Consider the following 17,498-nt stretch of genomic DNA (forward strand, 5'->3'; position numbering starts at 1 on the left):
TCAAAAGTTATTCCCCCTACTGCCTCTTTTCAATGACCTTGTCTATCACCCCGTACTCCTTAGCCTCCTCAGCGGACATGAAGTAGTCCCTCTCAACGTCCTTCTCTATCCTCTCCAAGGGCTGTCCCGTATGCTTTGCGAGTATCTCGTTAAGCATCTGCTTTATCCTCTTTATCTCCTCCGCGTGAATAATAATATCGGTAGCCTGTCCCTGAATTCCACCGAGGGGCTGGTGGATCATTATCCTTGAGTGGGGGAGAGCGTACCTCTTACCCTTTGTTCCCGCTGCTAAGAGAACCGCTCCCATAGAAGCCGCCTGACCTATGCATATGGTAACTACGTCCGGCTTTATGTACTGCATGGTGTCATATATAGCCATGCCGGAGGTTACTGATCCTCCCGGCGTGTTTATGTAAAGGTATATGTCCTTCTCGGGATCCTGAGACTCTAAAAAGAGGAGCTGGGCTACTATCAGGTTCGCTACATGATCGTCTATCGGGAAACCGAGGAGAACTATCCTGTCCTGAAGTAGCCTCGAGTATATGTCGAAGGCTCTCTCACCTCTGGGAGTTTGCTCTATAACTATGGGGACGAGCTGGCTGACTATATCCTTTATATCCATCACTCCTGACCTCCTTCTTCCGTTTTAGCCTCTTCCTTAGCTTCTTCCTTTTCCTCTTCTTTCTTTGGCTCCACCTCCTTTATCTTCACCTTCGAGACTATATCCCTGAGAGCCTTTTTCCTCCTCGCGTCTGATCTTACTACGTCCATCAGGTTTTCCTTTTCGAAGTACTCTTTCACCTCCTCCTTGGTCGTTCCCATCTGTTTCGCCAGTTCCTCGAACTGCTCTTCTACATCCTCCTCTGTAGCCTCTATTCCCTTTTCATCGGCGTACTTGTCGAGAATATACCTGAGCTTTATGTTCGCCATCGCGAGGGGGAGGAACTCCTGTGCCATAGTTCTGTAATCGAGGTACCTGGTGTCTATCCCGAACTGCTGTAGCTCGCTCACCCTTCTCTCTATGAGGAAGGATAGCTCCCTGTTAAGAAGCGTCTTGGGAACCTCTATCTCGTGCATCGAGACGAGCTTGTCGGCTACGGCGTCCTCTATTATAGACTGCTTAGATCTCTCGAACTCCTCCCTGACTTGCTCCTCTATCTTCTTCCTCGCTTCCTCCCAGTTTTCGTAGCCGAGCTCCTTGGCGAAGTCGTCGTCCAGTTCAGGAAGGACTTTCTCCTTAACCTCCTTTATCTTTACCTTTATATTAGCCTTCCCTATCTCCTTTCCTTCCTGATCGTATAGGGGCAGATCTCTTAGTTCCACCTCGTCGTCCACCTTCTTACCTATGAGAGCCTGTTCGAGCTCCTCCCTGAACATCTTCTGTCCTATAATTCCGGAGGTTTCACCCGTTACCTTTTCTCCTTCCTCTCCCTCCTTTACCTCCTCCACTTCATAATCGATCGTTACTAAATCCCCCTCCTTTATAGGTCTGTCCTCGACGGGCTCCCATACCGCGTGCTCCTCCCGGAGCTGTTCTATCCTCTTCTCCACGAGTTCCTCGTTGAACTCTATCTTGGGAACCTCCACCTCGAGGTTCTCTACATCCTTTAGCTCGAACTCAGGGGGTGTTTCGAAGCTAACGGTATATGTTACCTTCGGCGTCTTCTCCTCGAGCTCCACCTTTTCTAAGTAAACGTCTGCAACCGGCTGGAGTGAACTCTCCTTTATAGCCTCTTCCAAGGTCTTGTTGGCTACCTTCTTTCCTACCTCCTCCTCTATGTAATCCTTATACTTAGCCTTTATAAGCCATAGGGGTGCTGTTCCCTTTCTGAAGCCCTGTATCTCCACATTCTGTTTTAGATACTCGTAAACTTCATTTAAAGCATCCTGAACAAGGCTTCCCTCTACCTCTACCGTGAGCGCCTTAAAGAGACCTTCCTTTTCCTCGGTTTTTACCTTCATATTCTGTCCTCCTGAGGCTTATGCGGGTGGAGGGAGTCGAACCCTCACGCCCTTACGGGCACCGGATCCTAAGTCCGGCGCGTCTGCCAGTTCCGCCACACCCGCTAAAGTGAATATTATAATCCCTTTTCCTTCCTAAGAAGAGCCTCCGCCTCCTCTTCTGCCATCGGCTTACCGAAGTAATATCCTTGGGCGAGATCACAACCGAGCTCCTTTATAACCTGAAGTTGTTCACGAGTTTCCACTCCTTCCGCGAGGGTGCTAAGTCCTAAGGATTTTGAAAGGGTGACTATCGAAGAGATTATAGCCCTATCTACGTTGCTCGAAACGACGTTCTGGATAAAGGTCATATCCACCTTTATTATGTCCAACGGGAGCTTTTTAAGGTACGAGAGGGAGGAGTACCCAGTTCCGAAATCATCAACCGCTAACTTGAAACCGAGGGATTTCAACCTTTTCAGCGTTCTTATTGAGTCTTCAGGATTCTGCATAAGTGAGGTTTCCGTTATCTCAAGAGTTATCCTGCTTGCCGGAGCTTCCGTTTCCTTCAGGACTTCCACAACTCTATTTACGAATCTCCTGTCGAGAAATTGGGAGGGTGAGACGTTAAGGCTCATAAACACACCGCTCCACCTTTTTGCTCTTTTAAAAGCCTCTCTCATGACCCACCTGCCAACTTCCCTAATAAGTCCCATTTCTTCGAGCAAAGGTATGAACTTGGAGGGACTAATTAAACTTCCCTCGGGACTTTTCCATCTTAGGAGCGCTTCAAAACCCACCAATTTCTCATCCTGTATCCTGTACACAGGCTGGTAATGGAGCAGGAATTCCCCCCTCTCTAACGCTCTGTGGAGTTTACTCTTCATTATTAAAGTCTCATGAGCTTTTCTGTTCATCTCTTCGCTAAAGAAGGCAAAGTTCATCTTCCCCTCTTCCTTAGCTTTGTACATGGCCATATCGGCATTCTTTATCAGGACGGTTGGCTCATCTCCGTTATCTGGGTAAAGGGCTATGCCTATGGATGCGGAGAGGTAAACTTCCTCTCCGTTCGCATCGAAGGGCGTCTTAAATATGGAAAGAACCCTCTCACATATAGAAACTATCTGCTCCTCCCTTTCTACGTTCTGGATTACAGCCACAAATTCATCTCCTCCGAACCTCGCTACGGTGTCTATCTCTCTGAATACCGACGACAATCTCTTTGCCACCTGAACGAGTATTATGTCTCCTACCTCGTGCCCCATAGTATCGTTCACCGTCTTGAAGTAGTCGAGGTCTATGAAGAGTACTGCCACCTTTTTACCGCTTCTCTTGGCGTTGGCTATAGCGTTCAGAAGCCTGTCTCTTAAAAGCGTGCGGTTGGGCAGGCCTGTAAGGGGATCAAAGTAAGCCAAGCGTTTCAACTCCTCCATGTAGGACACCGCTTTCTTAGCCATATCTTCAAAGGACGCTGCCAGTCTGTTTATCTCAAAGACCGGGAAGTCTGGCAGGTCTATATGCGGGTTCCTTTCTATGTTGTCAGCTATGGCGGTTACCCTTGTAGAGAGCCTTTCTATGGGCATAGAAATAAGACCGCTTATAAACCTTCCCATGAAAAAGGATATCAGGGCTAAAACCATTATCGACATGTACTCGGCAGACAGGTCTCTAAACAGACTCATCATATAAGGCCTTACTTCTATTTCTGTTACAACCCTCCATCCCAAATCTTCCTTTAACTTATCCTCGCTGTAAAAGTAAGAATTCAGGTACTTTTCTATATCAAGGTTCGCCCCACTCCTTTCCTTAATGGACAGGAATAAACCTCCTTTTAATGGTACGACTTCTCCCGACTTGAACTCGTCCATAGGCTTTATTCCCTTACGGGTGGAGGTTATTACTCTTCCCTTTTTATCTATTAACGTTATGTATGTTCCCTTTCTTATTGAGAACTCTTCTATCACGTCCCTTACATAATCTAAGTTCAGACCACAGTATGCGTATCCTAAGAACTGTCCCTCCCTAACCGCCGGAACTGCTATTCCAATCACTGGACGAAGGGCAAACTTAGCCACAAAGACTTCCGTAAACGTGGGCTCGAGGGTTTCTTTTACCCGTTTATAGTAAGATCTGTAGTTGAAGCTGGTGCCTATCATATATTTTCCCTTGGGATTAACCTCGGGATAGAAGGCTATTGTGGTGGCGTTTCTATCAGCTATGTAGCAAGCGTGAAAGTCCTTAAAGGCTCTTCTTATAGCCTCCGTATCCTTCTGAAGCTGTTCTCTGTTTTCAGGTCCCCAGACAACAAGTCTGTTGGCGAGCTCCCTTACCGCGTTGAGGTGCATCTCCAGCCAGTAAGTTACGCTATCTTTCACGTTTTCCATCGCTATCCTTGTATCTTCTTTAGCTTTATTTATCATTTCCCTCTCGCTTCCCTTTGAGTCCAGAGCCGCATCTATGAACAGAGGTGATAAGGCAAGCATGAAGAGGGATGTGAATACAACTTCTCTGAAGTGTACGTTCTTCGCACCGGTGTGGTATCTGAGAAGAAGTATAACTAAGCTTGCTATGATGACGTTTATAAGACCGTTAACCGCGGATTTCAGGGATATAGTCAGGACCGCTTCTTTACCGAGTCCGAGGTATGCGAGTAGGGCTGAGTAGATCGGTATACCAAGCAGAATCCAGAAGAGCAGATCTGATATCAGTAGGTTGAGTCTGTACCTCTTTACAAGCAAGGAGACTACGGAGAACTCGAGCAATGTGACGGCGGTGAAGTACAAGTCCTGTGTTATAGCCGAGCTTACAGCTACGATCAGAGCTATCGGTGCGGCGTAAACAAGACCGAGTAGCTCAAGGGCGATGAAAAAAGAAACAGCACCGAAGGACAGCTTCAGGGTGTCAAGGAACATAGGTATCTGGAAAAAGCTCATTAGAAGGGCGAGAACTGAAAGAAAGACCAAACCGATCAGCTTCCCCTTACCCCTCATAGGTTTCCTCTATAATCCCTCCTCCTAAGAGTGTGTCTCCCGTATAAAATGCCGCTACCTGTCCGGGGGTTATCCCCCTGACGTCTTCCTTCAACTTTACGACATATCCATCGGATATTTCTTTCAATTCTTCAAGGGGAACAGGAACGTGGTTGTACCTTATCTGAACTACAACTTCCTTCCACTTTTCCAAAGGAACGTGAAGGTTAAGATCTTTTATAACGAAGGTATCGTTATACAGGTATTCTTCTTCACCCACAACCACCGTGTTTGTAGATGGGTCTATATCTACCACATAGACGGGCTTCCCGTAAGATACTCCAAGCCCCCTTCTCTGCCCTACGGTGAAGTTATATATACCGCTGTGCTTCCCTAAGACCTTTCCAGAAACGTGCTTTATAAATCCTTCTCTTCTCCCAACCCTCTCTTCCAGATACTTTCCGGGCTTCTTACCCATTAGGAAACAAACGTCCTGGGAGTCTCTTTTCTCGGCGACCTCAAGTCCGTACCGACGTGCTATTTCTCTCACCTCCTCCTTCGTCATTTTCCCGAGGGGAAATTCCAAAAGTTCAAGATCTTCCTTCTTTACCAGTGCAAGGAAGTAGGACTGATCCCTTCTCCTGTCCACTCCTCTCCTTATAACCCTTCCCAACTCGGGATTATCCTCTATCCTTGCGTAGTGACCTGTGGCAAGCCTATCTATATCGGCAACAGCCTTAAGATACCTTGCAAAGTATCCCGTTTTTACCTCCCTGTTGCAGATGGCACAGGGGTTAGGCGTCCTGCCGCTCAGGTACTCTTCGATGAAGTAGTCTATGACCTTATCTTTAAAGATCTTCTCCCAATCGAAGGTCAGGTGAGGAATGCCGAGCTTTTGAGATACCGCTGCAGCGTCCCTAACGTCCTTTGGCGAACAGCAGACGTTGTGGGAACCCTCTATTTCGCAAGCTTCTACAGAATGAAACCTGAGAGTTACTCCTATTACCTCGTGCCCTTGCTTTTTAAGCAGTAGAGCGGTTACGCTGCTATCGACACCACCGCTCATTCCAACGGCTATCCTCATAACCGATTTAATTTATCTCTTCTTGAAGAAGCTGGAAGTGAAAAATTCGTAAATGAATCTTACAACCTTAGGGTCGAGTTCCCACCTTTTCATCAAGTTTTCGTCTTCTTTAATTAGCTCTGCAGCCTTTACGATGAGGTTATGGGGTGGTTCGTTTTCTTTTAAAATTCCTATGGAGAGCATGCCTATGAAGGTTTTCCTGAGATCTTCGATAATTCCTTCCATCATCATGTCAAATCCGAACCTCTCGTATATATCCTTTCTATCCTTTTCTTCCTTCCTGATAAGCCCCTTGGCAAAGGCACACATCTTAGCCCACGTTTCTAAAGTTTTTTCCCATTCTTTCCTTGGGAGCCCCTCTAACTCTATGTAGATATAGTTCAAAAGGTAGCGGGCTACATACTCCTTGGCATTATCTAAAGTTTCAAAGCCAACCGGTCTTTCTTCTCTCTTCAGGAGGTTTGTGAGATCTTTTTTCATGTCTTTCTCAACCCTTGAAGTATGTCAAGGGGAATATCCTTGAGTTTATGTTGTTCATCTTATCCACTAACTTTTCGAACCGGATTTCTGTCCGACTTTCTATCTTATCTATCCTGTTCTCAAGACTTTCCACCTTACTGTTCGGTTGCTTTGCTTGAAGTGTCTGAACCAGAAACTCCCTTGTTATCCTCTTGGCAGCAGATTTCATCGCTCTTAAATTTACCTCTCCTTTGCAAGCCCGTCAAGGAAGCCCTTTATCCTCTCTCCCCATTTCTTAGCTTCAAAGAGTATTCTCTCTTCATCGAGTGTCTTTAACTCCCTCTTCTCCATGAGCACCCTTCCCTTGCATATAACCGTGTCTATGTCCGAGGACTGGGCGGAGTAAACCACCTGAGCTACGGGATCGTAGAGGGGTTGCAGGTGGGGACTCTCGGGATCTATAAGTATCAAGTCAGCCTCGTAACCTTCCTCTATCCTCCCAGCCCTTATACCTACGGCGGAAAAGCCGTTCTCCGTGGCTATCCTTAGGGCTGTTTTGGCGTCCATAGCCTTGGCGTCCATCGTAGCTCCTTTGTGGAGCTTTGCCATAGTGGCCATCTCTTCCAACATGTCGAGGTTATCGTTGGAGGCGGACCCGTCCGTTCCGAGGCAAACGTGAATTCCCTTTTTAACGTATTCGGGTATGGGAGCTATCCCCGAAGCGAGCTTAAGGTTGCTCTCGGGACAGTGGGCTATCTTAGCGTTTCTCTCTCTGACAATTTCCATCTCCTCCTCGTCGAGCCAGACCATGTGAGCGCAGAGAACCTTATCGGAGAGAAAACCGATACTTTCGAGGTGCCTGACGGGTGTCCTTCCATACTCCTCCCTTATTCTCTCTACCTCTCCCTTCGTCTCGGCTACGTGTATGTGGAGGTAGAGATCAAATTCTTCGGCAAGCTCCTTAGCTTTCATGAGGGTGTCCGGTGAGCAGGTGTAGGGTGCGTGGGGACAGATGACTGGGAAGACGAGATCGTCTCCCCTAAGGCTCTCGGCGAACTCTTTCGCTCTCTTTATGTACTCCTCTGGAGTCTTCGCCACCTTTGTTGGGAAGTCTAAGATCCCGAAGCCAAGACCTGCCCTTATCCCAGCTTCCTTTGCTACCTCTCCCACCTCCTCCTCAAAGAAGTACATGTCCATAAAGAGCGTGGTTCCCGACCTTATCATCTCCAAAATACCAAGCTCCGCCCCCGTTCTGACGAACTCGGGAGAGACGAACTCTCCCTCGAGAGGCCAGATGACCTTCTGGAGCCAGTCCATCAGAGGAAGATCCGCACCTATACCCCTAAGCAAAGACATGGGGACGTGGGTGTGCATGTTGGCGAAGGAGGGGAGAGCTATCTTACCGCCTGCGTTTATTGCGTGGTCGGCTTCCGCCTCTATACGCGTGTCGATTTTATATATCCTGCCATTCCTTATGGCAATGTCTACGGTCCCCCTGCCGGGCAGAAGGGCACCTCTGATCAGCAGGTCGTGTCTCTCCATAGGAGAGAGAATTTTACCACTTAAGCTCGTTAGCCTTGGCGTAGGTCTGGGGCTTTCTCTGGAAGAAGTCGGTCTTGGTGTTGTTTATCTTCCTGAAGTCGTCTATCCACTTCATCGGGTTCTCAGTGATCTCGGGATACAGTGGCTCAAATCCTATCTGGGTGATCCTGAGGTTTCCGAGATACTTGATGTACCTGTCTATCAGCTGGTTGTTAATACCGAGAATCTGGTCCTGGGTTACGTACTGACCCCACTTTATCTCCTGATCTACAGCGTACTTGAAGTACTCCCTTATCCACCTCTTTATCTCCGGTGTGAAGAGCTCCGAGTTCTCCTTCTGGAGGGTCAGGATCATGTTCCTGAAGAGGGTAACGTGGGTAAGCTCGTCTCTGTTTATGTACTTGATCTGCTGGACGGTGTTGGTCATCTTCCCCTGCCTTCCGAGGGTGTAGAAGAAGGCAAATCCCGAGTAGAAGTAGAGGGACTCTAAGATGTAGTTCCCGATGACCGCCTTTATGAAGTTCTCCTCCGTTGGTTTTTTTATAAACTCGTTGTAAACTTCCGCCACCACCTGATTTCTCTCAAGGAGCTTTTCATCCTCCCTCCAGTAGTTGTATATCTCGTCCGCCTTTATAGGGTCGACCACGGACTCCAAGATGAACTGATAGGAATAGGCGTGAACCGACTCCTGAAACTCCTGAGCGGTCAGGGCCATCTCTATCTCCGGAGCGGTTATCATCCTCGCAAAGTCCTTGAGCATGTCCACCTGAAAGGAGTCTAAAGCTATCAGGAAGGAGAGAACCAGTTCGTAGGCTCTCCTCTCGTAGTCCGACAGGACTCTCTCGTACTGTTTCTTGTCCTCCATGAGCGGGATCTCCTCGGGTATCCAGAAGTTGGAAAAGCCCATAGTCTTGTAAAGATCGAAAGCCCAGCCGTACTTGATGTTGTTGAGCTCTATAATGTTGGTCGGGTTCCCCTTTATCACCTTCCTCTTTGCGGCGTCCCTTTCCCCTTCTGGGTTGAAGATAAGCTTCCTCTGGAGAACCTTCTCGGAACTCTCTATCATCCTTCTACCTCCTCCACCTATTTAATTTCGTTCTTTTTAACTCCTTTTAAAGCCCTAAACAGCACAGCTCTCGCACTCGTCTATGTCGAGAATGGACTTGCTTCTGAGGTAGTAGATCGTCTTCAGCCCGAGCTCCCAGGCGAGCTGGTATATCTTCGATAGAGTAGGACCGTCTATCTTCTCAGGATCTACAAACAGGTTCAGAGACTGAGCCTGATCTATCCACTTCTGCCTGACCGCCGCCGCCCTTATCACCCACTCCTGATCTATGTTGTAGGCACTCTTGTAATGCCAGAAGAACCTATCTATCTCCGGAGGGACCTGAGGAAGTATCCCACTCATGTTCTCCTCTTTGTAATACTTGGCGAAGATCGGGTCCACCGAAGGGGTCGCTCCCAAGATAAGGGAGGTGCTGCCTGTCGGCATCAGAGCTATAAGGTAGGCGTTCCTCATGCCGTGCTCTCTGACATCCTCGGCGAGTTCCCTCCAGGGGAGGTTGTTCCCGTTCTCCTTAGAGTTCTCTTCGATATCCTCTACCTTCCTTCCGAAGAATATACCCCTGCTCCAGTCCGAGCCGTCGAAGAGTCTGTACTTACCCCTCTCCTTTGCAAGCTCCATCGATCCCTTCACGGCGTAGAAGGCTATGAGCTCGAAGAGCTTATCTGCAAACCTCAGATGCTCCTCGCTCTCCCACTGGATCCCGTTCTTTACCAGACAGTAGTGGTAGTTGGAAACACCTATCCCGATAGCTCTGTATCTCTTGTTCGTATACTCGGCTTCTGGGATTGCGTAGTAGTTCATCTCTATGACGTTGTCTAAGAGTCTCACCAGCTTGGGAACAACCTTTTCCATCATCTCCTTAGTGTGAACCTTTCCGAGGTTTATCGATCCCAAGTTGCAGACCACAACGTCCCCGGATTTCTTCCTGTAGGTTATCTCCCCGGTTTCAGGATCGAGTTCCTTTCCAATGTGTTTCGTGATGCTCATGTTCTGGATTATTTCATGGCATAGGTTGCTCGAGTAAACCACACCCGCGTGCTTGTTGGGGTTAATTCTGTTGGCATGATCCCTGAAGAAGATGTAAGGCTCTCCTGTTTCGAAGGCTACCGTGAGTAACCTCTTCCAGAGTTCGAAGGCGTCCACCTCCTTCTTGGCTTCCGGAGGGAGCTCTTTCTCGAGTCTCAGATACTCCTCCTCGAAGGCTTCCCCCCACAGGTCCTCGAGGTTCTTACCGTCCCTTATGTTTTTCGTGTAGTAAGGATCCATCAGGGTCCACTTCTCCCGGTTCTTGACCCTCCTCATAAATATGTCGGGGATTGAGACGGCAGGATGTATGTCGTGGGCCTTCTTCCTCTCGTCTCCTGCGTTGGTCTTAACCTCCAGAAAATCGAGGATGTCCTTGTGCCATATATCGAGGGTTATCGAGGCTGAACCTTTTCTCATGCCGAGCTGATCTACGTAAGTCATAACATCGTTTATCACCTTCACAACGGGGATTACTCCTGAGCTCGCGCCTTTGAACTTCCTTATGGGGGCTCCCGTAGCTCTAAGCTTTCCTATGTAAATCCCCAGTCCTCCCGCATGCTTTGAGATCTGGGCGGCCTTCTGGACGTTGTCAAATATGTCGTAGAGATCATCGTCCACCGTTAAGATAAAGCAGGAGGATAGCTGGGTTATGGGACGCCTTGCGTTCATGAGAGTGGGCGTGGCAACCGTTACGAGGTGTTCGGAAAGAAGATCGTAGAACTCCTTAGCCCACCTTACCCTCTCCTCCTTTTTCTCGGGAAGGGCGAGGGTCATCGCTATGAGGAGATACATCTCCTGAGGGAGCTCTATTACCCTCCCTTCCTCGTCCCTCGCCAAATACCTGTCGGCGAGTATCTTTATCCCTGTGTAGTTGAAGTAAAGATCCCTCTCCGGCTTTATATAACGTGCCAGCTCTCTTATCTCCTCCTCGGTGTACTCCTCTATCAGATACTTCCCGTAAATTCCCTTCTTCGCATACTCCTTCAGAAAATCGTAGAATCCTTCCATGTCGTAGGGTTTATACTCCTTCGAGAGCTCGTCCCTGACCTCGTACCCTCTTATGTGGGCTACCTTCTTGTAAAGGTCGTAGAGCAGAAGTCTCGCTGCCGCGTACTGCCAGTCGGGAGTTTCGGGAGAGACCTTTTCCGCCGCTGTTCTAATAAGAACCGCCTGTATCTCCTCGGTTGTTATCCCGTCCCTGAACTGGATCTGAGCGTCCGTCTCGAGCTCAAGGGGATCTACGTTAAGCCCCTTGAAGGCAAACTCCAAGGCTATCCTGATCTTGTTTATATCAAGCTTCTCCCTTCTTCCACTTCTCTTTACAACTTCCATGACTGTCCCCTCCATGAGGGTATTTTAGAGGTCGGCAGGAAACCTCCGTATGACCCTATATCGTTGGCTCAGCTCAAAAATTTATCCAGTAGCGAAAGTGATTGATAATTCTATCACACATAGGTCTTTCTTTTCCTGAACATCAGGAAGGCTATTATCTCCGCCACCGCCCTGTAAAACTCTTGAGGGATCTCGTCCCCTATGTCTACGGCGGGGTACATGGCTCTTGCGAGCTCAGGCTTTCTTACAACTGGAACCTCATTCTCCTCAGCTATTCTTACGATTCTCTCCGCCACTGTACCCTTGCCCTTGGCAACGACCACCGGAGCTTTATCCTTTTCAGCATCGTACCTCAGGGCTATCGCTATGTGGGTCGGGTTTGTTATCACGACGCTTGCCTTCGGAACTTCAGCCATCATCCTGCCTCTTGCCATCTCCCTCATGCGGGACTTTACCTTAGCTTTTATTTCCGGATGACCTTCGAGCTGTTTAAACTCTTCCTTGACCTCTTGCCTTGACATCCTGATCTTCCTCTCGTACTCCCATTTCTTATAAGCAAAGTCCAAAAGGGCTATGAAGAAAGCTACGACTCCGAGGATGAGAACAACCTTAAGTAGGAGGTCTATTAAAAACCTAAGTCCTTCCACGAGGGGCATCTGGGAGGAGCCCAAGATAAGTCCGAGACTTCCCTTAAGAACGAATAGGGCTATACCGAAAAGCAGGAGAGCTTTAAGAGAGTTTTTAGATAGCTCGAATAGAGTGGTGAGGGAGAGCATCCTCTTGAAACCTTCGATGGGATTTAGCCTTTCCCACTTGAACTGCAAGGGTTTTAGCGTAAAGATAAAGCCGAACTGGGCTACATGGGCGCCAATGACGAGGATTACCGTTATTACGAAGAAGGGAACGAGGAGCTTCACCACGTTTGTGAAGGACTCCTTTATAACAGTCCCCGAGAGTATGTTGAACTCCGCCGGCTTTATCCCAGAGATGGCGAGGAGGAAACTGACTATCTCACGAAAAATGAGTGCTCCGCTGAAGAAGATCACCAAGGAGGAGATGAGAACGGTTAGGGAGGAGGCTATTTCTACACTTTTAGCTACGTTTCCCTCCTGCCTTAGCTTCCTCCTCCTGTAAGGAGTAGCCTTCTCCGTCTTGTTCTCCTGTGCCATCTCCCCAGAGCCTTTAAATATATGCTCCTATCCTGAACTAACAAACCTTAGGAAGTCGAGCATATATTCCCTCATGTGGGCTACCAGAACTATACCGAGGACGGGGATAGAGAGCATGAAAACTATAAGCCCTACTGCCACCTGAAGGGGGAGCCCGACCATGAAGACGTTTATCTGGGGGATAAACCTGTTTATCACCGCGAGGATAACGTTGGTCAGAAGTGCCGCTACCAGAACCGGCAGTGCCATCTTCACACCGAAGGCGAAGCTCTTGTAGAAAAGTTCTAACATAACCTTCCCGTTTAAGGAGTAAATGTCGAAGGAACCTATAGGAACGCTCTTCAGGCTACCAGCAAGACCCATGTAGATAGCTTCCGCTCCCCCGAGGGATAGGAACAAGGTAGAAGCAAGGAGTGTCGAGAGGCCCGCCAAGACCGTAGTCTGCGGTTGTTGAGGGAGGAACATGGTCAGAAACCCGAGACCGGAGCTGACCGCTATAACCTCCCCCGCCACAAAGAAAGCATCGAACAGGAGCCTTAAGAAGAAACCGGCGAGGAATCCGAAGATCACTTCCGACAGGGCGAGCCTGAGTAGGGTTAGTGAGGAGTCTATCTCTAAGGGCTTTATGTCTGAGAAGTAAAGGAGGGAGACCGCCAAGGCGAAAGCGAGGTAGGCTCTCACGAATGTAGGAAGGAAGAAGGTCCCAAAGAGGGGAACCATAAATACGAAGGAGAAGACCCTCAGGAAAAGGAGGAGAATGGTTAGTAAGCTGTTAGTATCCAAGACTATCATCTTATCCAGAGAGGTATATTCACGAGAATCTCCTTCGTAAAGTCCACGAGCTTACCTATCATCCAACCGCCGAGGAGGAATATGGTTAGCATCGCGGCAACTATCTTGGGAATGTAAGCTAAGGTCATCTCCTGTATCTGAGTGGCAGCCTGGAATACGCTTACCACGAGACCTACGAGGAAGGTAGCAAGGAGAACCGGCATGGCCAAAAGGATAGCCATCTCCAAAGCCTTCTGACCCAAGGAGAGAATCAAATCCGAGCTCATCACCGACCTCCTACTGATAACTCCTCACAAGGGATAGAACCACAAGCTCCCACCCATTGGCAAGAACGAAGAGCATTATCTTAAAGGGGAGGGATATTATCTGAGGAGGTATCATTATTATTCCCATCGAGATCAGAATAGAAGCCACAACGAGATCCACTATCAGAAAGGGGATGTAGAGAAGGAACACTATCTCGAAGGCGGTCGTTAGCTCACTCACCATGAAGGCTGGAATCAGTATAGATAGGGGTATATCCTCTGGAGACCTCATATTCTCCCTCTCTTCCTTTTTGAGATCGGCTACCTCGAGAAAGACCTCCACGGTGTCCTTCCTCGTCTGCTTGATCATAAAATTTTTGATGGAGCCCGAAACCCTGTCGAAGAACTCCTGATCACTGATCTGCTCCTTTACGTAGGGCTGGAGGGCATTTGTATTTATGTCCTCGAATACGGGTTTCATTATGAAGAAGGTAAGGAAAAGGGCGAGGGAGATTATTACCTGATTGGGAGGAACCTGCGGTATCCCGAGAGCCTGTCTTAGAACAGAGAGAACAACCACAATCCTTATAAAAGACGTGGTCATTATAAGTATGGAGGGAGCAAGGGCGAGAATTGTCAGTAAGATCAGTAGCCTTATGGAGGTGTCTAAGTTCCCCTCACCTATTCTCAGCTCTATCGGGGGGATTACTCTCTCCTGAGCCAGAGCTGTAGAAGCGAGTATCAGGAGAGGTGTCAGAATCCTTATCATCTTCCCTATATATTACCTCAGCTCCCTTCTCTCCCACAGCAAGCACATAGGTTTTCCCTTTTATCTCCAGTTCTACTATGAAGACGTTCTTAGTTATAGGAGAGACCTTCTTTATTTCAAAACTTCCCTTCCCTCCAAAACCTCTAAGTCCTACAAACCTTCTTAGGACATAAGGGAGGATAATAACCAGAAGCGCCAGAACAACGAGCAGGGAAAGAAAAACCTTTATCAGGTACTCCGTAAAGTCCATCACTCAGCTTGAACAACGAACTCGGTGAAATAGACGTTCCTAACCCCTCCTTGAACAAGGATAGTGTTTATCCTCTTTATGATCTCCAGCTTGAGCTGTTCCCTCCCTTCTGGAGATCGGAGTTCCCTCGAAGTTTTGTTTGATAGTATTTCTATTATTGCATCCCTTATTATTGGCTCCCTCTTCTGAACCTCTAAGACAACTTCAGGGGACGAAAGTTCTAAGGTTATAGACACCCTCGCGTACATCGTAAGTTCGGGATCGGCAAGGTTGACTATGAAGGCGGGTTCCAACTTATACATCACCCCGACAGCCTCTGGAGAGACCTGAGGCTTTGGAACCTCCTCCTTTTTCTGCTCTTCTTTCTTCATAAAAAGAAAGTAGTAAGCTCCCCCTCCACCTGCGATTAAAAGGATGAGGAGAAGGAGGACCGCGAGGAGGAGCTTGCCCTTGCCTCCGCCGGTCTTCTCCTCCGCCTGCTGTGCCTCCCTCTCCTCTTCAGCCATGGCTCTGATTATCTAACAAGATTGACCGTCTCGTCAAGTATGGTATTTGCCGTAGTTATCACCCTTGCGTTCGCCTGGTAGGCTCTCTGAGCAGTTATTAGGTTTATAAACTCCTTCGCTATGTCCACGTTGGACATCTCGAGCATTCCCGATCTTATCTTTTCCGATCCTCCAGGGACTAATATGGTAGGTGTAGTTATAGATGTATATAAGTTAGCTCCTTTCTTGATTAACTCTTCTGTATCTGTGAATAGGGCAATAGCAACTCTATATAAAGGTTTTGATTTACCGTTAGAGTACACTCCAACGACCGCTCCATCTTCAGATAATACGAACACATCTATTAGATCGCCCTTGGTGTAACCATTTTGTTCCATAGTAACTACGAAATCTCCGGAATATTGATTAAGATATGAATTAGTTATAGGGTCACCGTTATCTGTAGCAAAGCTAGTGTCAGCCTCTCCTATGTATATCCGCCAATCCGAAGCTGAAGGAAATTCTCCCCCACCGGGGGTAGTTGTTCCCCCGCTGTATGGTTGTGTTAGCTTGCTAGGATCCAAATAAAACATAAGCTTGTTACCTACCGTTTCTGAAAGAACATCATCTCCAGAATCATCTATAGGGCTCCCAGCAGGATCAAAAGTTACTGTCCAATTACCTTGTATATCACTAACTCCATCCCCGTCTATATCAGCAAGAAAGAGGATTTGCCATTCATTGGTATTAGTCTTTATAAAGAAGAAGTCACCTGCATATTCTTGTCCAAGAGAGTCATATATTGTAACGGTATATCTGTAATTATATATATCCGGATTTTCGTATATATCTTCTATCCCGTTACTATTACTATCAGTTCCAGGTGTGTATGCCGTCTTGGTTTGTGCATCCGCATTCAGATTTGTAGGCTGAAGGAATCTTATTTCGTTAGTAGCTTGCGGTGGGAGTTGTGTTTCAATTTTAATATCTTCAGGGCTTGTCCCTATTGTATTGCCTTGCTCGTCCACCCTAAAGCCCTGTAGTTTGAGTCCTGCAGAGTTGACCATGAAGCCGTCCCTGCTTATTCTGAACTGACCATCACGTGTGTAATACCTGTTTTGAGTTACAGGATCATCCAGTATAAACAAACCTCTCCCCTGAATGGCAAGATCTGTATTTATTCCCGTTTGTTTAAAGTTACCTATAGTCCATATCTTCTGCGTGCTATCAACTACTGAACCAGCTCCGTAGGTGGTTGACTTAAGAGTTCCGGTTACCGTATTTAGACCAACGGTCACGGATGAAATCACATCTTGAAAAAGGGGTCTTTGAGCTTTGAAGCCTATAGTATTAACGTTCGCCAAATTATCAGAGGTTACATCGATCCAAAAGCGGGAAGAATCCATTCCGGTTACTGCATTAAAAAACCCCCTAATCATCTCTTAACCTCCTGTATAAATTATCTGAGAGGCAGACGCCTGCCTCCCAGAGAGGAGATCCAACATGAGGTCCCCGTTTATAACACCCGCCGATTTAACCGAGTCCTTGAAGCCAAGTTGAAGTCCGGGAACTTCATAGTCCCCTTTGACGAACTTGACGGTGTATTGCCCTTTGGGAAGATCGGATATATCAATACTGTTTAACCCCTTCTCTATATCCATCTCTATCCTCTTTACTAATTCGTCGCCGTCGTATATTTCTACCTTTACATTTTGAATTCTCTCACCAGAAAGAACGTAGTACTCTCCGCCTTTTATCGTATCAATAGTATCTGTAGCAAAGACAAACTCCTTGCCGATCAGGTTTATTGTCTGCATGAAGGTTATCTGGTTCATCCACGCTTTGAAGTTTTCCATAAAGAACTTCATATCAGTGTAAAATCTGATCTGGTTAAGCCTCACCATATCTTCTAAGGATTTAGAAAGATCCTGTTGATTGAAGGGATCCTGAAACTTCAGGGTCTCGAGGTATATCTTCATGAAATCCTCAGCCGACATGGTGTCGAAGGACTGGACGTAATCGGGACCAACTATCTTCGGCTCTTTAGGTTTTACCTCGTAGGGGTTGGTTCTGCTGATTCCGTCCACGCTCATTTCATTTCCCCCTGCTTTCTCTTAAGCTCCTGAGCCAATATCTCTCCGAAGCTCTTAGCTTCTGTCTTAGGCTTCTTTCCTGCGAGGGCTCCCTTCAGATCGTAAATCCTCTTTTCCTTTTTGAGAACGACCTCCTTGTCCTTCACCTCCACCTTCAGGATGTCTCCTTCCTTCACTCCGAGCTTCTTCCTTACATCGCTCGGCAGAGCTATCAAGCCTCTCGCCATAACCTTAACGATCTCATCCATGGCTGTATATTGATATCGGAACCTGTCA

The 17,498-nt window shown here is 47.6% G+C and carries 18 protein-coding genes and 1 tRNA gene; all 19 read right to left on the bottom strand.

What is annotated here, in order from left to right; translation table 11 throughout:
• Window positions 1–16: 16 nt before the first annotated feature.
• The 19 genes from clpP to ACZ483_RS08195 all read right to left on the bottom strand — a co-directional run bounded on the left by clpP (window position 17) and on the right by ACZ483_RS08195 (window position 17,470).
• Complete coding sequence (gene clpP / locus ACZ483_RS08105) at window positions 17–622, bottom strand: ATP-dependent Clp endopeptidase proteolytic subunit ClpP (RefSeq protein WP_464323670.1); 606 nt, start codon at window positions 620–622, stop codon at window positions 17–19.
• Window positions 622–1,962, bottom strand: a complete 1,341-nt coding sequence (tig, locus tag ACZ483_RS08110) for a trigger factor (RefSeq protein WP_464323671.1) — start codon at window positions 1,960–1,962, stop codon at window positions 622–624. Before tig ends, clpP begins: the two co-directional genes overlap by 1 nt.
• Window positions 1,963–1,983: 21 nt before the next feature.
• Window positions 1,984–2,067: transfer RNA gene (locus tag ACZ483_RS08115), tRNA-Leu, on the bottom strand.
• Between the two features lie 11 nt (window positions 2,068–2,078).
• Window positions 2,079–4,931, bottom strand: coding sequence for a bifunctional diguanylate cyclase/phosphodiesterase (locus ACZ483_RS08120; protein ID WP_464323672.1), 2,853 nt, complete (start codon window positions 4,929–4,931; stop codon window positions 2,079–2,081).
• Entirely contained in the window at window positions 4,921–5,994 is a 1,074-nt protein-coding gene (gene mnmA, locus ACZ483_RS08125) for a tRNA 2-thiouridine(34) synthase MnmA (RefSeq protein WP_464323673.1), read from the bottom strand. Before mnmA ends, ACZ483_RS08120 begins: the two co-directional genes overlap by 11 nt.
• A gap of 12 nt (window positions 5,995–6,006) precedes the next feature.
• Window positions 6,007–6,474, bottom strand: coding sequence for a hypothetical protein (locus tag ACZ483_RS08130; protein ID WP_464323674.1), 468 nt, complete (start codon window positions 6,472–6,474; stop codon window positions 6,007–6,009).
• A gap of 7 nt (window positions 6,475–6,481) precedes the next feature.
• Window positions 6,482–6,682: a hypothetical protein gene (locus ACZ483_RS08135; protein ID WP_464323675.1), complete on the bottom strand. Its 201-nt coding sequence runs from the start codon at window positions 6,680–6,682 to the stop codon at window positions 6,482–6,484.
• 11 nt (window positions 6,683–6,693) lie between these two features.
• Window positions 6,694–7,995, bottom strand: a complete 1,302-nt coding sequence (locus tag ACZ483_RS08140) for an amidohydrolase (RefSeq protein ID WP_464323676.1) — start codon at window positions 7,993–7,995, stop codon at window positions 6,694–6,696.
• A gap of 13 nt (window positions 7,996–8,008) precedes the next feature.
• The gene (locus ACZ483_RS08145; RefSeq protein ID WP_464323677.1) at window positions 8,009–9,061 is read right to left on the bottom strand and encodes a ribonucleotide-diphosphate reductase subunit beta; all 1,053 of its coding nucleotides are present in this window, start codon (window positions 9,059–9,061) and stop codon (window positions 8,009–8,011) included.
• Window positions 9,062–9,115: 54 nt separating this feature from the next.
• Window positions 9,116–11,419 (bottom strand): ribonucleoside-diphosphate reductase subunit alpha, encoded by a 2,304-nt coding sequence (locus ACZ483_RS08150; protein WP_464323678.1) that lies wholly within the window; start codon window positions 11,417–11,419, stop codon window positions 9,116–9,118.
• A 113-nt stretch (window positions 11,420–11,532) separates the two neighbouring features.
• The gene (gene flhB, locus ACZ483_RS08155; protein ID WP_464323679.1) at window positions 11,533–12,588 is read right to left on the bottom strand and encodes a flagellar biosynthesis protein FlhB; all 1,056 of its coding nucleotides are present in this window, start codon (window positions 12,586–12,588) and stop codon (window positions 11,533–11,535) included.
• A 27-nt stretch (window positions 12,589–12,615) separates the two neighbouring features.
• Window positions 12,616–13,380 (bottom strand): flagellar biosynthetic protein FliR, encoded by a 765-nt coding sequence (gene fliR / locus ACZ483_RS08160; protein WP_464323680.1) that lies wholly within the window; start codon window positions 13,378–13,380, stop codon window positions 12,616–12,618.
• Window positions 13,377–13,646 carry a flagellar biosynthesis protein FliQ gene (gene fliQ, locus ACZ483_RS08165; RefSeq protein ID WP_464323681.1) on the bottom strand — a complete coding sequence of 90 codons (270 nt, stop codon included), beginning with the start codon at window positions 13,644–13,646 and terminating at the stop codon, window positions 13,377–13,379. The genes fliR and fliQ overlap by 4 nt, the downstream gene beginning before the upstream one ends.
• A 10-nt stretch (window positions 13,647–13,656) precedes the next feature.
• The gene (fliP, locus tag ACZ483_RS08170) at window positions 13,657–14,394 is read right to left on the bottom strand and encodes a flagellar type III secretion system pore protein FliP (protein WP_464323682.1); all 738 of its coding nucleotides are present in this window, start codon (window positions 14,392–14,394) and stop codon (window positions 13,657–13,659) included.
• Window positions 14,303–14,644 carry a flagellar biosynthetic protein FliO gene (locus tag ACZ483_RS08175; protein ID WP_464323683.1) on the bottom strand — a complete coding sequence of 114 codons (342 nt, stop codon included), beginning with the start codon at window positions 14,642–14,644 and terminating at the stop codon, window positions 14,303–14,305. The genes fliP and ACZ483_RS08175 overlap by 92 nt, the downstream gene beginning before the upstream one ends.
• A complete protein-coding gene (locus ACZ483_RS08180; protein ID WP_464323684.1) occupies window positions 14,644–15,150 on the bottom strand; it encodes a flagellar basal body-associated FliL family protein in 507 nt (168 codons plus the stop codon). Before ACZ483_RS08180 ends, ACZ483_RS08175 begins: the two co-directional genes overlap by 1 nt.
• Window positions 15,151–15,158: 8 nt before the next feature.
• Window positions 15,159–16,568 (bottom strand): flagellar hook protein FlgE, encoded by a 1,410-nt coding sequence (locus ACZ483_RS08185; protein WP_464323685.1) that lies wholly within the window; start codon window positions 16,566–16,568, stop codon window positions 15,159–15,161.
• Window positions 16,569–16,571: 3 nt separating this feature from the next.
• Entirely contained in the window at window positions 16,572–17,222 is a 651-nt protein-coding gene (locus ACZ483_RS08190; RefSeq protein ID WP_464323686.1) for a flagellar hook assembly protein FlgD, read from the bottom strand.
• On the bottom strand, window positions 17,219–17,470 hold the full coding sequence (locus ACZ483_RS08195) for an AbrB/MazE/SpoVT family DNA-binding domain-containing protein (RefSeq protein WP_464323687.1): 252 nt from the start codon (window positions 17,468–17,470) through the stop codon (window positions 17,219–17,221). The genes ACZ483_RS08190 and ACZ483_RS08195 overlap by 4 nt, the downstream gene beginning before the upstream one ends.
• Window positions 17,471–17,498: the final 28 nt, after the last annotated feature.

It is taken from the genome of Hydrogenivirga okinawensis (genome assembly GCF_055385515.1).

Excerpts from the sequence above, each read along its gene's own strand:
- clpP (WP_464323670.1), bottom strand. The coding sequence starts at position 622 with ATGGATATAAAGGATATAGTCAGCCAGCTCGTCCCCATAGTTATAGAG.
- tig (WP_464323671.1), bottom strand. The coding sequence starts at position 1,962 with ATGAAGGTAAAAACCGAGGAAAAGGAAGGTCTCTTTAAGGCGCTCACG.
- ACZ483_RS08120 (WP_464323672.1), bottom strand. The coding sequence starts at position 4,931 with ATGAGGGGTAAGGGGAAGCTGATCGGTTTGGTCTTTCTTTCAGTTCTC.
- mnmA (WP_464323673.1), bottom strand. The coding sequence starts at position 5,994 with ATGAGGATAGCCGTTGGAATGAGCGGTGGTGTCGATAGCAGCGTAACC.
- ACZ483_RS08130 (WP_464323674.1), bottom strand. The coding sequence starts at position 6,474 with ATGAAAAAAGATCTCACAAACCTCCTGAAGAGAGAAGAAAGACCGGTT.
- ACZ483_RS08135 (WP_464323675.1), bottom strand. The coding sequence starts at position 6,682 with ATGAAATCTGCTGCCAAGAGGATAACAAGGGAGTTTCTGGTTCAGACA.
- ACZ483_RS08140 (WP_464323676.1), bottom strand. The coding sequence starts at position 7,995 with ATGGAGAGACACGACCTGCTGATCAGAGGTGCCCTTCTGCCCGGCAGG.
- ACZ483_RS08145 (WP_464323677.1), bottom strand. The coding sequence starts at position 9,061 with ATGATAGAGAGTTCCGAGAAGGTTCTCCAGAGGAAGCTTATCTTCAAC.
- ACZ483_RS08150 (WP_464323678.1), bottom strand. The coding sequence starts at position 11,419 with ATGGAAGTTGTAAAGAGAAGTGGAAGAAGGGAGAAGCTTGATATAAAC.
- flhB (WP_464323679.1), bottom strand. The coding sequence starts at position 12,588 with ATGGCACAGGAGAACAAGACGGAGAAGGCTACTCCTTACAGGAGGAGG.
- fliR (WP_464323680.1), bottom strand. The coding sequence starts at position 13,380 with ATGATAGTCTTGGATACTAACAGCTTACTAACCATTCTCCTCCTTTTC.
- fliQ (WP_464323681.1), bottom strand. The coding sequence starts at position 13,646 with ATGAGCTCGGATTTGATTCTCTCCTTGGGTCAGAAGGCTTTGGAGATG.
- fliP (WP_464323682.1), bottom strand. The coding sequence starts at position 14,394 with ATGATAAGGATTCTGACACCTCTCCTGATACTCGCTTCTACAGCTCTG.
- ACZ483_RS08175 (WP_464323683.1), bottom strand. The coding sequence starts at position 14,644 with ATGGACTTTACGGAGTACCTGATAAAGGTTTTTCTTTCCCTGCTCGTT.
- ACZ483_RS08180 (WP_464323684.1), bottom strand. The coding sequence starts at position 15,150 with ATGGCTGAAGAGGAGAGGGAGGCACAGCAGGCGGAGGAGAAGACCGGC.
- ACZ483_RS08185 (WP_464323685.1), bottom strand. The coding sequence starts at position 16,568 with ATGATTAGGGGGTTTTTTAATGCAGTAACCGGAATGGATTCTTCCCGC.
- ACZ483_RS08190 (WP_464323686.1), bottom strand. The coding sequence starts at position 17,222 with ATGAGCGTGGACGGAATCAGCAGAACCAACCCCTACGAGGTAAAACCT.
- ACZ483_RS08195 (WP_464323687.1), bottom strand. The coding sequence starts at position 17,470 with ATGGATGAGATCGTTAAGGTTATGGCGAGAGGCTTGATAGCTCTGCCG.